Raw genomic sequence first — 13,279 nt, forward strand, 5'->3', positions numbered from 1 at the left:
ATCGCTGCAACGGATTCAATAACATCCTTTAGCGGAAAAATCACCTGCTGTCAGCCCGTCAAGAATCTGTTTTATAGGCCAAAACAACAGGAGTTTCGCCCGATGTCCGACCAGATGTCCGTTCTTGAGCCCAAGTTCCTTGAGGTCGGCGAAGGCGAGGCGGCGAGGCAAATCGCCATGCTGATACGGCCGGCGAAGGCCAACACCGATCTTCCCGCTCTCATTTGGCTATCCGGCTACCGATCGGACATGAGCGGCAGCAAGGCTGTCGAAATCGACCGGCTGGCGGAGGAACTCGGTGCCGCCTGCATCCGCCTCGACTATTCCGGCCATGGGCTTTCCGGCGGCGCCTTCACCGACGGCACGATCTCCCGCTGGCTGGAGGAGGCGCTCGCGGTGATCCGCAATACCGCCCCGGAACGAATGATCCTCATCGGGTCTTCGATGGGCGGCTGGATCGCATTGCGGGTTGCACAGGAGCTTGCGAAGGGTGGCGGGCCAAAGCTTGAAGGCATTGTTCTGATCGCGCCGGCGCCGGATTTCACTTCCGATCTGATCGAGCCGAACCTCAAGAAGAAAGAACGCGCCTCGCTGGAAGAGCGCGGCTATTTCGAGGAACGCTCGCAGTATAGCCCTGAGCCCAACATCTATACGCGCGCGCTGATCGAGGATGGCCGCCAGAATCGGGTGCTGACCGGCATCATAGAAACGGGCTGCCCGATCCATATCCTGCAGGGTATGAAAGATGCCGATGTTCCCTATCTGCATGCGATGAAGCTCGTGGAACATCTTCCGGCAGACGACGTGCTGCTGACCTTCATTCGCGACGGCGATCACCGGCTTTCGCGCCCGCAGGACATAGAGCGGCTGCGCACCGCCGTCAAAGGCATGATCCGCTGAGCGGAAGCCGCTCCCTCATCAAAACATATGCAACTGCCCAAATAGAAGGTCATGGTTGAACAAGATCTGTTCGATCATCCAAAGGTTATGTTGCATTTTAACCATGTCTGCGAGTTGTACGGCCCTCCCAAGAAGTAACGATTGACTCCTTTCGGCCCTCTCCGTTAACTCTTTGTTAATAAATAAAGGGCGATGCAGGGAAGTAGGGCGTGCGGATCAAGGGTTTCCTCGTGGCCATGATGGCCGTGTTTGCAATGGCGCCGGCCGCTATTCCGGCTCCGAGCAAGAATGCCTCCATGGTGACCGGCAATGCGACATCGCAGCCGGTTGGTCATTACGATTTCTGTCAGACGCACCGCAGCGAATGCGGTGCCGACCGCAATACCGGCCCGGTCGCGATGACGGGCGCCAGGTGGGCAACCGTCCGTTCGGTCAACGCGACCGTCAACCGCACGATCACGCCGATGACCGATAAGGAAATCTACGGTAAGGACGAGGTCTGGGCCTATCCGACCACGGCCGGCGACTGCGAGGACTTCGCGCTTCTGAAGCGCCGCATCCTCATCCAGCGCGGCTTCTCGCCTGCCGATCTGCTGATGACGGTCGTGCGCAAGCCGGATGGCGAAGGCCATGCGGTGCTGACGCTGCGCACCGCCGAGGGCGATTTCGTGCTCGACAACCTCGCTTCCGACGTCAAGCCCTGGTTTGCGACGCCCTATAGTTTCATCAAGCGCCAGTCGAGCTTCAATGCCGGCCGCTGGGTCACCATTGAGAATGGCCGCGACGTTCTGGTCGGCGCTCTCAAGTAAGACGTTTCGAGGGGACTGTGGGAAAGGCTGGCGAAAGCCGGCCTTTTTCATTCCAGGATCTTCTCGCGCTGCCATCCGTGTATTGGCTGGGCTACGCGCGAGCGCCGTTCACGCATTCCCGATAAAAATACCGGCTGCGAGCACGAGGCTACCGCCGACGACAACCTGGAAGGCAGCGCGCAGGAACGGCGTCTCCATATATTTGTTCTGGATGAAGGCGATCGCCCAGAGCTCGAAGAAAACGATGATGGCGGCGGTGACGGTCGCGGTCCAGAATTGCGGGATGAGATAGGGCAGCGCGTGGCCGAGGCCGCCGAGCGCCGTCATGATACCACAGGCAAGGCCGCGCTTGATCGGCGAGCCGCGGCCGGAGATCTTGCCGTCGTCATGGGCGGCTTCCGTGAAGCCCATCGAAATGCCGGCGCCAACAGAGGCCGACAGGCCGACGAGGAAGGTTTGCCAGGTGTCCTGCGTGGCAAAGGCCGCGGCGAAGATCGGCGCCAGCGTCGAGACCGAGCCGTCCATCAGACCGGCGAGACCCGGCTGCACATAAGTCAACACGAACTGTCGGCGTGCTGTCTCATCCTCTTCCTTCTTCACATCTTGGGGCGTGTGCTTGGCGCCGAGCATGCGGGCAATATCCTCGTGGCCTTGCTCGGCAAGGGCAAGATCGCCGAGAAGCTGGCGAGTAGAGGCGTCAGAGGTCTGCTTGATCGCCTCGACATAGAAGCGATAGGCCTGCTCCTCCATCGCTTCGGCCTCCTGTCTGATCGCATCGAGGGAGAGATTGGCGCGCAGCCAGTCGGGCTTGCGCTCATAAAAGCCTTCGACATGCTCGCGGCGTATCAGGGGAATACGCTCGCCAAAGCGCTGGCGGTGCATTTCGATCAGCGACCTGCGATGGGTGTCCTCAACTTCCGCCATGTCTTCGAACACCTTGGCGGAGGCCGGAAATTCCTGTCGCAGATGTTCGGCATAAGCGAGGTAGATGCGAGCGTCATCCTCTTCCGAGGCGATAGCAAGCGCCAGGATTTCCTGCTCGGAGAGAGAGCGGAAGGAACGTTTCGGTGATCTGAAAAAACGGGCCAACATAGGTAGTCTCCAATAATTTAGAATTATTCTAAACTTAGAGGGGCGTAGCCCGTGGGTCAAGATCGAAACCCCGCGAGATTGACAGATTGCCGCGATCGGCCGATCGCGCTTTGCGGAGGCGGCGCGCCAACCTATATGGAGGCTGCTAGCCACAAGCAGCACCGGGGTTAAAGATGAATAGCGAGATACAGGGACGGGCCGCGCATATTGCCGCGATCCGTGACAAAGCCGAAGCCGAGATGAAGGCGATCGGCGTGGACGAGGTCTTCATTTCGAAGCTGGTGGAGACTTTCTACGGGCGGGTGCTCGCGCATCCCGAGCTCGGACCGGTCTTCGATGCGCGGCTTTCCGGCCGCTGGGCCGAACATATGCAGAAGATGAAGAGCTTCTGGTCGTCCGTCGCCTTCCGCAACGGCGCCTATGGCGGCAAGCCGGTGCAGGCGCATCTCGGCGTGGCGAACATGACGCCGGATCTTTTCCCGAAATGGCTTTCGCTATTTTCGCAAACGTTCGAAGACGTGGCCCCGACACCGGAAGCCAGGGACTGGTTCATGGCGACAGCGGAGCGGATCGCAAAGAGCCTGACGCTGTCGCTCTTCTACAATCCGGCACTCGACGATTCCACAAAGAAGACGGGCTGACCCTTTACTGCCTCGCCGAAAAGGTCGCACCCGCGCTTGCGGCGACGACCAGAGCCGTCCCGGCCATTTGCAGAAACGTCATCGGCTGGGCCAGGATGACGAAGCCTGCGAGGGCTGCAATGGCCGGCTCGAGGCTCATGAGGATGCCGAAGGAGGCGGTCGGCATGCGACGCAGCGCGATCAGCTCCAGCGTGTAGGGCAGCAGCGGCACGAGAATGGCGAGACCCACCATTTCGACCAGACCGAAAGCATCGAGCTTCGGCGCGGCATCCGAGAAGCCGAAGGGTGTCGCCACCAGAGCAGCGACCATGAGCGACATGGAAAGTCCTTCCAGCCCCCTGAAGCTTGCGCCGATCTTCTTCGTGAGCACGATATAGATCGCCCAGCCGGTTCCAGCGCCGAATGCAAACAGGACACCGAGGGAATCTCCAACCCAGCCTTCGCCGTCGTGGGCGAGAGCCAGAACGCCGAAAGCGGCGACGAGCGGCCAGATGAGGCGCCAGTTCAATCCATAACCGATGGTTGCGACCGAAAGCGGCCCGAGAAAATCGATCGCCACGGCAAGACCGAGCGGAATGCGTTCGATCGACGAGAAAAAGCTCATCGTCATCAGCGCCGTCGTGGTGCCGAGAACAAAGGCACTCGTCCATTGAGCGCGGCTGTAGCTTGACATGCGCGGGCGCACGGCGATCGCGAGGATAATGGCCGCAAAGGCAAGGCGCAGCCAGGTAGCACCGACCGGCCCATAGGTGGCGATGGCGGAGGAGGAAAGAGCCGCACCGAACTGGACGGAGGACATGGACATGAGACACATCAGCCCGCCAGCCGCGACGCCACCAAACGCTGCGGGCGTCTGCGCCGTCAGGGTGCTCGTTCCGGCGTTCGTTCTTTCTTCCATTGATGCCTCCAATGACGCGCTCTTCATATGGGGACGGCGCGCAAGCGACAAATTCAAACTTCTGATCGGGGCAGCAAAAGGCTTGATGCGATGTCAGAGGCGGCCTGAGAGGATCACTTCTTCGGCCTCTTCGAAGCTCATATCGAAAACCTTCTTGCCGATTTCGAAGCTGAAGCCATTGCGGGCGAAGGCGGAGAGTTCCTTCGCCTTCCTCTTCTCGTCGAGTTCGATGCGGCGGAAGGGGCCGAAGGCGCGCTTTCGGGCAAAGACCGTTGCGGCGTAGAGATCGTCAGCCTCTTCGAGTGCGGCCTCCACCTTGTCGCTCGACACGCCCTTGACCGCGAGCTTCCGGGCAATAGCGCGCTTCGACTTGCCACTACGCACCGCGGAGCGCGTGCTCATCCCCGCATAGGCGACATCGTCGATCGCCTTGATGTCATAGGCGAATTTGACGGCGAAATCGGCAACGGCCTTGATTTGCGTGGGGCTGATATCCTCGAACTTCTCCTTCGCCTTGCGGGTGATGGCGTCGAAGAGCTGCTTTTCCGTCATCATGCGCCGTTCGAGGCGATAGATGGTCGAGTTGCGCGCCCAGTTCAGCATACGCGGCGTCGGAACATCGGATGGAATGGTCTCCTCGGTCATCGGCAGCGATCAGGCTTCCAATCCCTTGAGCACATTGGCGACGTTGAGGCCAATTTCCGGCACGCCGTAACCGCCTTCCATGCAGGTGACGACGGGCAAGCCGGCAGCGGAGACCATCTCGCCCATACGAATGAAATCCTCCGATTTCAGCTTGAAGAAGGAGATCGGGTCGCGCTCGAACGTGTCGACGCCGAGGGCCATGACGATCGCTTCCGCGCCGAAGGTCTTGATGCGCAAGAGCGCATCGGCAAGAGCTGCCGACCAGATATCGAAACTGGTGCCGGGCGCCATCGGGTAATTGCGGTTGGCACCTTCGCCCTGCCCTTCGCCCGCCTCATCGGCATGACCGAGGAAATAGGGAAAGGCGTGGATGGGATCGCCATGCAGCGAGGCGGTGAAGACATCACTGCGGCGATAAAAGAGATCCTGCGTGCCATTGCCGTGATGGAAATCGACATCGAGCACGGCGACCCTCTTGGCGCCGTGATCAAGCAGACGCTGGGCCGCGACGCCGGAATTGTTGATGAAGCAATAGCCGCCGAAGAGGTCGATGCCGGCGTGATGGCCCGGCGGGCGGCAGAGCGCGAAGGCGAAGCGGTTGCCGGCATTCAGCCAGTCCGCGCCCGATATCGCGCAGCGCATGGAGGCAACGGCTGCCTCATATGAACCCTTGGTGATGGACGTGTCGGCGGCATTGGCATAATGGCCGATCGCGCCGACGATATTTTCCGGTATGCGCTGGCTGGTGCGGCGGACGGGGAAGGAGTTGGCAATCGCCTCGCCCGTATATCCCGCGGCCACCCAGCGATCCCAGACCGTCGCCAGGAACTCCAGATAGGCCGGATCATGGACCTTGCGCGCCGTTTCGAAGCCATGTGCCTCTGGTGCGACGACGTCCGCAAAGCCCGCCTCCTTCACCGCGGCGAGAATCCATTCCGCCCGGAACGGCGCCTCGAAGGGCGTCACGAGCTGGCCGTCGTGCAGCTCCGTCTTCGCATCGCGCAGCTTGTGGTCTTCGGAATAGATGACGCGCACGAGTGTCCTCCGCAAATCAGTCTGTCAGACTCAAGCCTTACACAGGCCCGCCCCAAGAAAAAAGCCGTTGAACACGTCTTGATCGCCACGGCGGATGACGCCACGTTCAGGCCGATTTCAGAACGCCTTCCTTTTCTCGAGAGATTAAGTCCCATGAAAATCCTGATGGTCGATGTCGATGGCGTGCTGATCCACGGACGGCCAGCGGACGGGCTGCCGCTCTTTACCTATCTTGAACGCGACCTTGGCCTGTCGCCGTCCTTGCTTCAGCGGGAGTTCTTCAAGCCGCACTGGCCGGGGATCATTACGGGACAAGAGCCGATCGAACCCCGTCTGACGGAGGTTCTCGACCGGATCGCTCCGCATCTTACCGCCGAAAAACTGCTCGATTACTGGTTTGAAAACGATTCCCGCCTGGACCGGCAACTGCTTGCCGACCTCGCCCGCCTGAAGGATGAAGGCACGCTTCTTTATCTTGCCACCAATCAGGAGCACAGGCGGGCGGCTTACTTGCGCGACGTGCTCGAACTCGGCGCGCTTTTCGACGGCATCTTCTATTCCGCAGCCCTTGGTGCTCGAAAGCCCGAAAGCGATTTTTTCCGTCTTGCTACCGATGGCGTCGGTGCCGCCCCTGAAGACATCGGCTTCATCGACGATGTCGAGGAAAATATCGTGGCTGCCACGCAATTCGGCTGGAAGGCATTGCATTGGACGCCCGCGTCGGCGCTCGCAGATGCCATCGCCGTCTTTACGCAGAACCCTCAGCCCACCCGCTTGTAGAAAAGCGTCGTGGCGCAAAGCCCGCCTTCCGGCCAGAGCGCATAATCGGGGATGACGCCGACGCGCTCCCAGCCGAGACGCGGATAAATCGCTTCGGCATCGCTGCCGGTTGCCGTGTCGAGAACGAGAATCGTCTTGCCGCGACGGGCTGCTTCCTGCTCGGCCATCTCCATCAAGTGGCGCGCCAACCCATGGCCGCGGGCTGAGCGATGAACAAGCAGCTTCTTCAGGTCGCCGCGATGCGGCTGGTTCGGCATCTGGGCGGCGCCGACCTGCACCGTGCCGACTATTTTGCCATTCATTTCGGCTGCGAAGAGCAGAGTGGCGCCATCGGCCACGGCTTCGGCGACGCTATGCCAATAGGGTTCTGCATCAGCCGGCGTATAGGGCTGCATGAAGCCGACCGAAGCGCCGCCGTTGACGCAATCGGCAAGCACCTCGCAAAGATCGGGAATGGCTGCATAGGCTTCGGCGGCGGAGAGAAAACGGACGGTCGACATGATGGTTCCTGGTCAATGAGCGCGTGAATTAGCGGGTGCCGTGATCCAGCACGACGCAATAGCGTGCGGGCGCGTGGCCCGGATTGTGAAAGACATGGCCGTCACCGACCGGCATGAAGAGGCAATCGCCGGGCTTCAGGCGGTGAACGGTTTCGCCGACGGTCATTTCCAACTCGCCGTCGAAGAGCCAGACATGCTGGGTCATGCCGCGGCTCGCTGCGTGCGGCGGGAAGCTTACTTTGGCACCGGCGGGAAATTCCACATCGATGATATCGACATTGGAGGCCGTGCCTGGCGGCGAGACGGCGCGGCGCATATAACCGGTTTCCGGATCGCGCCAGATCTGCTGGTCCTGCCGACGCGACAGCGGCGACGCTTCCTGCCCTTCCTCGGCGAAAAACTCCGATAGCGACAGACCGAGTGCGGCGCAGACCCTTGCCAGCAGGGATGCAGTCGGGCTCGCTTCGGCGCGCTCGATGCGAGAGATCATGGCGCGGCTGACGCCTGAGGCGGAGGCGAGATCATCGAGCGTCAGCCCCTTTTCCATCCGCAATGTGCGGATGCGGATGCCAATCGCTTGTTCGAGTTCCTGTTCCATTTCATGATCCGCAATTCTACTATAGGAGAAATACATGATCCAATGATGGAATCAAGTCCCTGCGAACACCCTTGCTTTCACCATGGCGCCGTCGATATATGGCAGCGGCATTCGACGGAGAGCAAGATGGACGGTATTGCGCAAGGCACTGAGACGGCGGGAAGCTTCACGGCTGCAGCCTGGGACCGGATCAAGCCAATCATGGCCGAGATCGGACGATTGCCGTTGCTGGAACGGCTTTCTGACGGCACGCTGCCGCCGGAGGTTTTCCGCCATTACATCCTGCAGGATGCGATCTACTTGAAACACTATGCCCGCTGCCTTGCGATCGTCGCCGCCAAGGCGCCCGATAATGCGCAGGTGCTGCGTTTCCTCGGTTCGGCGCAGAAGGCGATCACAGTCGAGCAGGGCCTGCATGCCGGTTTCCTGACCCAGTTCGGCATTTCAAGCGCGGATGTGACGGCGGCCGAGCCCTCGCCATCCTGCTTCGCCTATACGAACTTCCTGCTGGCGACTGCCTATCACAGCTCGTATGCCGTTGCGCTCTCGGCCATCCTGCCGTGCTTCTGGATCTACTGGCATGTCGGCGAAGGCATCAAGAGCAGGCCGGCGATCGAGGGCAACGTCTTCCAGGCCTGGATCAATACCTATGGCGATCCGCAGTTCGCGGCCGGCGCTCGTGAGGTCATCGCTCTGACTGATATTGCCGGGCGCGCCGCCTCTCTGGTGGAGCGCCAGCAGATGATGGACGTCTTCGTGCGTGCCTCGCAATATGAATGGATGTTCTGGGATTCGGCCTGGCGACTGGAGAAGTGGCCCGTCTGAGGCACGCTCCCCGGATAGCAAAATAGCGTAAACGGCGGAATAATTACCGCTTTGCGGGCGATCTGCGCGCTGCTATATGGCGCGCATGAGCACCAATTCGACGACCCCGCTATCCCATATCCGCAACTTCTCGATCGTGGCCCACATCGACCACGGTAAATCGACGCTTGCTGACCGCCTCATCCAGACGACCGGCGGTCTTGCCGAGCGCGAAATGTCTGAGCAGGTGCTCGATAATATGGATATCGAGCGCGAGCGCGGCATCACCATCAAGGCACAGACCGTGCGCCTGCACTACCAGGCGAACAACGGCGAGAAATATGTCCTGAACCTGATCGACACGCCCGGCCATGTCGACTTCGCCTATGAAGTTTCCCGGTCGCTGTCGGCCTGCGAGGGTTCGCTGCTCGTCGTCGACGCCTCGCAGGGTGTGGAAGCCCAGACGCTCGCCAACGTCTACCAGGCGATCGACAACAATCACGAGATCGTCACCGTCCTCAACAAGATCGACCTCCCGGCTGCCGAGCCTGACCGCATCAAGGAACAGATCGAGGAAGTGATCGGCATCGACGCTTCCGAGGCCGTGCTGATTTCGGCCAAGACCGGGCTCGGCATTCCCGACGTGCTCGAAGCGATCGTTCACAAGCTGCCGGCGCCAAAGAGCCCCGGCGGCGAGAAGGCGCCGCTGAAGGCACTGCTCGTCGACAGCTGGTACGATACCTATCTCGGCGTCATGGTCCTGGTGCGCGTTATTGACGGCGTGCTGACCAAGGGTCAGACGGTGCGGATGATGGGCACGGATGCGAAATACCAGGTGGAGCGTGTCGGCGTGCTGACGCCGAAGATGGTCAATGTCGACAGCCTCGGCCCCGGCGAGATCGGCTTCATCACCGCTTCGATCAAGGAAGTGGCCGATACCCGCGTCGGCGATACCATTACCGAAGACAAGCGCCCAACCGCCGAAGCGCTGCCGGGCTTCAAGCCGGCGCAGCCCGTCGTGTTCTGCGGTCTCTTCCCGGTCGATGCCGCCGATTTCGAGGATCTGCGCGCCGCCATGGGCAAGCTTCGCCTGAACGACGCTTCCTTTTCGTTCGAAATGGAATCGTCCGCCGCCCTCGGCTTCGGTTTCCGCTGCGGCTTCCTCGGCCTCCTGCATCTCGAAATCATCCAGGAGCGGCTTGAGCGCGAGTTCGATCTCGACCTCATCGCCACCGCACCGTCCGTCGTCTACAAGATGTACATGACTGATGGCACCGAGCGCGAGCTGCACAACCCTGCCGACATGCCCGATGTCGTCAAGATCTCGGAGATCCACGAGCCGTGGATCCGCGCGACGATCCTGACACCGGACGACTACCTCGGCGGTATCCTGAAGCTCTGCCAGGACCGGCGCGGCATCCAGATCGAGCTCACCTATGTCGGCACGCGCGCCATGCTGACCTACGACCTGCCGCTCAACGAAGTCGTCTTCGATTTCTATGACCGGCTGAAGTCGATCTCGAAAGGTTATGCCTCCTTCGACTATACGCTCACCGACCACCGCGAGGGCAACCTCGTGAAGATGTCGATCCTCGTCAATGGCGAGCCGGTCGACGCGCTCTCGATGATGGTGCATCGCACGGCCGCCGAAAAGCGCGGCCGCGATATGTGCGAGAAGCTCAAGGAGCTGATTCCGAAGCACATGTTCAAGATCCCCATCCAGGCGGCAATCGGCGGCAATGTGATTGCCCGAGAAACGATCTCGGCGCTGCGCAAGGACGTGACCGCGAAATGCTACGGCGGCGACGCCACCCGCAAGCGCAAGCTGCTCGACAAGCAGAAGGCCGGCAAGAAGCGCATGCGCCAGTTCGGCAAGGTGGAAATTCCGCAGGAAGCCTTCATCGCGGCGCTCAAGATGGGCGACGAGTAAGCGAGGCTATAGAGTTGCGTGCCCGATCTTCAGGGTTAAGCGCGAAATCAGAGGCTGGCTTCGAGCCAGCCTTTTGCTTTTAAAGCCCAGCCACCCAGCGGTGCCACTCTTCCTCGCTGCCGCGGAAGACATTGAGGTCGATGCGGCCTTCGACGCCGTGCGACAGGCCGGAGCCGGAATATTGCCAGAAGAGCCACTTCCGGTTCGGATAGACCTTGGAGGGATGTTCCGCGACCGCTCGCAGCCAGAAGTGATAGTTCTGGAAGGCGCCTTCGAGATTGTCGGCATAGAAATCCGGGGCAGTGTAGATAATCGGGCGCTTGCCATAGTGTCGCTCGATCTTCTCCATGAAGACCTGCATCTTTTCCAGCACGCGGGCGCGGGAGAGCTTCACCTTGCAGCTCGATTCACCGTTCCACTCCACATCGATGACCGGCGGCAGTGCATCCGGATCGCGCGGGACGTTGCGGATGAACCAGTCCGCCTGTTCGCCGGCCGTACGGCACCAGTAGAAGAAGTGATAGGCGCCGCGCTTGATGCCGGCCTCCTTGGCGCGCCGCCAATTGGTCTTGAACATCGGGTCCAGATGGTCGCCGCCATCGGTCGCCTTGATGAAAGCGAAGTTTGCGCCGCGGGTCCGCAGCGTTTCCCAATCAATGTCGCCCTGCCAGCGGGAAACGTCGACGCCATGGACCGCGAGCTTGCGCGGCGAAATCCTGCCGAAGTTGATCGGCTTGGCATCGCGGAAACCATAACCATAGACCCTCGAGCGGCCGCGGGTCGGCGGCTCGATGGCAGGCGCCGCCGCCATCGCGAATTCGACGGGGCGTTCGCTCGGAACCGGCATCCCCGGCTGCGAAACGGCTGAGGGCGTCATTGCCGAGAAGGCGCGCGGCGCAGGCGCGGGTGCTTCCCAGGCAAGGCTTGCCTGCGGTATCGCATCGTCCGTTTCGGCTGCCGGGCCTGTGGCCTGCGGCACTGATGCCGGCGGCGGGGTGACGGAAGCGGTGATTTCCTTCGACGGTTTCGGGGTGGCACCGGCCGAAAGAGTTTCCGGACCGGAAGCCGACGAGCAGCTCGCCAGAGCAAGGCAAGCAAAAAGGATCGCTGGAACAGCCGTGGAACGCATGAGCACCGTTACGCAAAACAAGACCGAAGGTGCTTCTTTCATCCGTGAAGAACACCAGTCTGGAATAGCTAACGGAAAATTGTCAAAAAAGATTGAATCCGAACTTTCGGCGTGCCGATTCGGCGGCGGTCCATTGCGGCGTCTTTTGGAAGACTTTAGATCTCACGGATAATAAGGAGATCCCCATGACCGAGAAAGCCCGCGTGACGATCCTGTACTGCACCCAGTGCAACTGGCTGCTGCGTGCCGCCTGGATGGCACAGGAACTGCTGCAGACCTTTACGGACAGCCTTGGCGAAGTGGCGCTCATTCCTGGCACTGGCGGCAATTTCGAAATCCGCGTCAATGGCGATCTGATCTGGGAGCGCAAGCGCGACGGCGGTTTTCCGGGACCAAAGGAACTCAAGCAACGAGTGCGCGACATCATCGAGCCCGACCGCGATCTCGGCCATGCCGACCGGGCCTCGCTGGAAAGCTGATACTCAGCGATAAGGCGAGCGGCAGGTCTTGTAGATGCCCTCGTAAGTCACGAAACGATCGGTGCGCGGATTGTAAGAGCGGTATTCGTTCCTGCACCATTCCACATGACGGCTTCGATCGTCCGCCGGGGGCCGCACCCGCTGCACCGGCGGCGGATCGTAGGTCAACCTTGGCGGCAGGGCGCCGGGCGGCTGGTAATATTTCGGACCGGCGGCATTGGGCGGGCGATAGTTCGGTTGGACATAGGCCGGGCGATGCCACTGCTGCGGGCCGAACCCGAAGCAGCCGCGATAGTCGCAGATCGTCGACTGGGTATTGACAGGCCCAAGCGACGGCGAGGCAGCAACGGCCTCGGCCAGCGGCACCGCGGCAAGCAGACCGGCAAGAAGAGCAGGGCGAAGGTCGAACATGGCGGTTCCTTTCCAACATCCTCTTATATAGGGCGGAGAAACAGGCCATGCCATCCGCTGAGCAGTGGGTGCGACCACGGCTTCGTGACGCTTTTTCACAGACTGTCAGGAAAACTTCAAAAACCCTGTTGACAGCAACGAGCCACCCCCGTACATGGCTCTCCGTCGCCCAGATGGCGGAATTGGTAGACGCGCAGGTTTCAGGTACCTGTGCCGCGAGGCGTGGAGGTTCGAGTCCTCTTCTGGGCACCATTCCTTCTCGAAAGAGCTTATTTTCCAGTAATTTCGGTCGAGAAGCCGTCCCGTCGCGGGGCCGCTTCAACATTGCCACATTAATGCCAATATGCTCTATTTCGATGGTCAGTATGCGGATTCAGGTCTACATCATCGCCTTTCTCCTGAGCGCCATCATGTGGGGCGTTACGTTCGATGCCGCGCGCAACGCCTATCGCGCCGCCCATACGGCCGGGCTGATGCCCAATCTGCATATCCAGCATAAGCTCGATCGCATTCTCTGAACGCCTCGTTCCTGCAGAGCGCTTTTCTTACCCCTCAAAAATCATAGGCATGCAGCGCCCATTCGGGGCGCTGCGAAAATAGCAAATAATTCCAGCAGACTATCGGCAAA

Annotated in this window: 17 protein-coding genes and 1 tRNA gene; 10 read left to right on the forward strand and 8 right to left on the reverse strand. The window is 60.7% G+C overall.

All coding sequences use genetic code 11. The annotated features are described in order from the left end of the window. Positions 1-102: 102 nt before the first annotated feature. Together JNB85_RS06660 and JNB85_RS06665 are read left to right on the forward strand one after the other, a co-directional pair. Positions 103-900: an alpha/beta hydrolase gene (locus tag JNB85_RS06660; protein ID WP_220333562.1), complete on the forward strand. Its 798-nt coding sequence runs from the start codon at positions 103-105 to the stop codon at positions 898-900. 209 nt (positions 901-1,109) lie between these two features. Beyond that, the gene (locus JNB85_RS06665) at positions 1,110-1,709 is read left to right on the forward strand and encodes a transglutaminase-like cysteine peptidase (RefSeq protein WP_220333563.1); all 600 of its coding nucleotides are present in this window, start codon (positions 1,110-1,112) and stop codon (positions 1,707-1,709) included. 108 nt (positions 1,710-1,817) lie between these two features. On the opposite strand, the gene mbfA is transcribed toward JNB85_RS06665, so the two are convergent. Continuing rightward, entirely contained in the window at positions 1,818-2,801 is a 984-nt protein-coding gene (mbfA, locus tag JNB85_RS06670; protein WP_220333564.1) for an iron exporter MbfA, read from the reverse strand. A 173-nt stretch (positions 2,802-2,974) separates the two neighbouring features. Here mbfA and JNB85_RS06675 point away from each other — a divergent pair, with 173 nt between their 5' ends. Further along, entirely contained in the window at positions 2,975-3,442 is a 468-nt protein-coding gene (locus tag JNB85_RS06675) for a group III truncated hemoglobin (RefSeq protein WP_220333565.1), read from the forward strand. A gap of 4 nt (positions 3,443-3,446) precedes the next feature. Here the strand turns inward: JNB85_RS06675 and JNB85_RS06680 are convergent, their stop codons facing one another. The 3 genes from JNB85_RS06680 to JNB85_RS06690 form a co-directional block, all read right to left on the reverse strand. Continuing rightward, positions 3,447-4,340 carry an EamA family transporter gene (locus tag JNB85_RS06680; protein ID WP_220333566.1) on the reverse strand — a complete coding sequence of 298 codons (894 nt, stop codon included), beginning with the start codon at positions 4,338-4,340 and terminating at the stop codon, positions 3,447-3,449. A gap of 93 nt (positions 4,341-4,433) precedes the next feature. Further along, a complete protein-coding gene (gene recX, locus JNB85_RS06685; protein ID WP_220333567.1) occupies positions 4,434-4,985 on the reverse strand; it encodes a recombination regulator RecX in 552 nt (183 codons plus the stop codon). Between the two features lie 9 nt (positions 4,986-4,994). Then, the gene (locus JNB85_RS06690; protein ID WP_220333568.1) at positions 4,995-6,020 is read right to left on the reverse strand and encodes a histone deacetylase family protein; all 1,026 of its coding nucleotides are present in this window, start codon (positions 6,018-6,020) and stop codon (positions 4,995-4,997) included. A 153-nt stretch (positions 6,021-6,173) separates the two neighbouring features. Between JNB85_RS06690 and JNB85_RS06695 the strand changes: the two genes are divergently transcribed. Next, positions 6,174-6,800, forward strand: a complete 627-nt coding sequence (locus tag JNB85_RS06695) for an HAD-IA family hydrolase (protein ID WP_220333569.1) — start codon at positions 6,174-6,176, stop codon at positions 6,798-6,800. Here the strand turns inward: JNB85_RS06695 and JNB85_RS06700 are convergent. Next, a complete protein-coding gene (locus JNB85_RS06700) occupies positions 6,782-7,300 on the reverse strand; it encodes a GNAT family N-acetyltransferase (protein WP_220333570.1) in 519 nt (172 codons plus the stop codon). The genes JNB85_RS06695 and JNB85_RS06700 overlap by 19 nt on opposite strands. Before the next feature lie 28 nt (positions 7,301-7,328). Further along, entirely contained in the window at positions 7,329-7,898 is a 570-nt protein-coding gene (locus JNB85_RS06705) for a helix-turn-helix domain-containing protein (RefSeq protein WP_220333571.1), read from the reverse strand. A 126-nt stretch (positions 7,899-8,024) separates the two neighbouring features. On the opposite strand from JNB85_RS06705, the gene tenA reads away from it, so the two are divergent. Next, positions 8,025-8,723, forward strand: coding sequence for a thiaminase II (gene tenA, locus JNB85_RS06710; protein WP_220333572.1), 699 nt, complete (start codon positions 8,025-8,027; stop codon positions 8,721-8,723). A 76-nt stretch (positions 8,724-8,799) separates the two neighbouring features. Then, positions 8,800-10,632 (forward strand): translation elongation factor 4, encoded by a 1,833-nt coding sequence (gene lepA / locus JNB85_RS06715; protein WP_220333573.1) that lies wholly within the window; start codon positions 8,800-8,802, stop codon positions 10,630-10,632. A 79-nt stretch (positions 10,633-10,711) separates the two neighbouring features. On the opposite strand, the gene JNB85_RS06720 is transcribed toward lepA, so the two are convergent. Continuing rightward, complete coding sequence (locus JNB85_RS06720) at positions 10,712-11,737, reverse strand: glycoside hydrolase family 25 protein (RefSeq protein ID WP_338050308.1); 1,026 nt, start codon at positions 11,735-11,737, stop codon at positions 10,712-10,714. On the opposite strand from JNB85_RS06720, the gene JNB85_RS31065 reads away from it, so the two are divergent. Together JNB85_RS31065 and JNB85_RS06725 are read left to right on the forward strand one after the other, a co-directional pair. Beyond that, a complete protein-coding gene (locus JNB85_RS31065) occupies positions 11,628-11,933 on the forward strand; it encodes a hypothetical protein (protein ID WP_338050309.1) in 306 nt (101 codons plus the stop codon). The genes JNB85_RS06720 and JNB85_RS31065 overlap by 110 nt on opposite strands. 13 nt (positions 11,934-11,946) lie before the next feature. Then, positions 11,947-12,240: an Rdx family protein gene (locus JNB85_RS06725; protein ID WP_220333574.1), complete on the forward strand. Its 294-nt coding sequence runs from the start codon at positions 11,947-11,949 to the stop codon at positions 12,238-12,240. Positions 12,241-12,243: 3 nt separating this feature from the next. On the opposite strand, the gene JNB85_RS06730 is transcribed toward JNB85_RS06725, so the two are convergent. Further along, positions 12,244-12,651 (reverse strand): BA14K family protein, encoded by a 408-nt coding sequence (locus tag JNB85_RS06730; protein ID WP_220333575.1) that lies wholly within the window; start codon positions 12,649-12,651, stop codon positions 12,244-12,246. Between the two features lie 167 nt (positions 12,652-12,818). Between JNB85_RS06730 and JNB85_RS06735 the strand changes: the two genes are divergently transcribed. Both JNB85_RS06735 and JNB85_RS06740 read left to right on the forward strand, forming a co-directional pair. Then, positions 12,819-12,903 (forward strand) — tRNA-Leu (locus JNB85_RS06735). A gap of 113 nt (positions 12,904-13,016) precedes the next feature. Next, positions 13,017-13,169, forward strand: a complete 153-nt coding sequence (locus JNB85_RS06740) for a hypothetical protein (RefSeq protein WP_183745823.1) — start codon at positions 13,017-13,019, stop codon at positions 13,167-13,169. The last annotated feature ends 110 nt before the right edge of the window (positions 13,170-13,279 follow it).

Source organism: Rhizobium mesosinicum, from assembly GCF_019511345.1.
Lineage (GTDB): Bacteria > Pseudomonadota > Alphaproteobacteria > Rhizobiales > Rhizobiaceae > Rhizobium > Rhizobium mesosinicum.

Coding starts and splice junctions, on each gene's coding strand:
- JNB85_RS06660 (WP_220333562.1), top strand. CDS start 103: ATGTCCGACCAGATGTCCGTTCTTGAGCCCAAGTTCCTTGAGGTCGGC.
- mbfA (WP_220333564.1), bottom strand. CDS start 2,801: ATGTTGGCCCGTTTTTTCAGATCACCGAAACGTTCCTTCCGCTCTCTC.
- JNB85_RS06675 (WP_220333565.1), top strand. CDS start 2,975: ATGAATAGCGAGATACAGGGACGGGCCGCGCATATTGCCGCGATCCGT.
- JNB85_RS06680 (WP_220333566.1), bottom strand. CDS start 4,340: ATGGAAGAAAGAACGAACGCCGGAACGAGCACCCTGACGGCGCAGACG.
- recX (WP_220333567.1), bottom strand. CDS start 4,985: ATGACCGAGGAGACCATTCCATCCGATGTTCCGACGCCGCGTATGCTG.
- JNB85_RS06695 (WP_220333569.1), top strand. CDS start 6,174: ATGAAAATCCTGATGGTCGATGTCGATGGCGTGCTGATCCACGGACGG.
- JNB85_RS06700 (WP_220333570.1), bottom strand. CDS start 7,300: ATGTCGACCGTCCGTTTTCTCTCCGCCGCCGAAGCCTATGCAGCCATT.
- JNB85_RS06705 (WP_220333571.1), bottom strand. CDS start 7,898: ATGGAACAGGAACTCGAACAAGCGATTGGCATCCGCATCCGCACATTG.
- tenA (WP_220333572.1), top strand. CDS start 8,025: ATGGACGGTATTGCGCAAGGCACTGAGACGGCGGGAAGCTTCACGGCT.
- lepA (WP_220333573.1), top strand. CDS start 8,800: ATGGCGCGCATGAGCACCAATTCGACGACCCCGCTATCCCATATCCGC.
- JNB85_RS06725 (WP_220333574.1), top strand. CDS start 11,947: ATGACCGAGAAAGCCCGCGTGACGATCCTGTACTGCACCCAGTGCAAC.
- JNB85_RS06730 (WP_220333575.1), bottom strand. CDS start 12,651: ATGTTCGACCTTCGCCCTGCTCTTCTTGCCGGTCTGCTTGCCGCGGTG.
- JNB85_RS06740 (WP_183745823.1), top strand. CDS start 13,017: ATGCGGATTCAGGTCTACATCATCGCCTTTCTCCTGAGCGCCATCATG.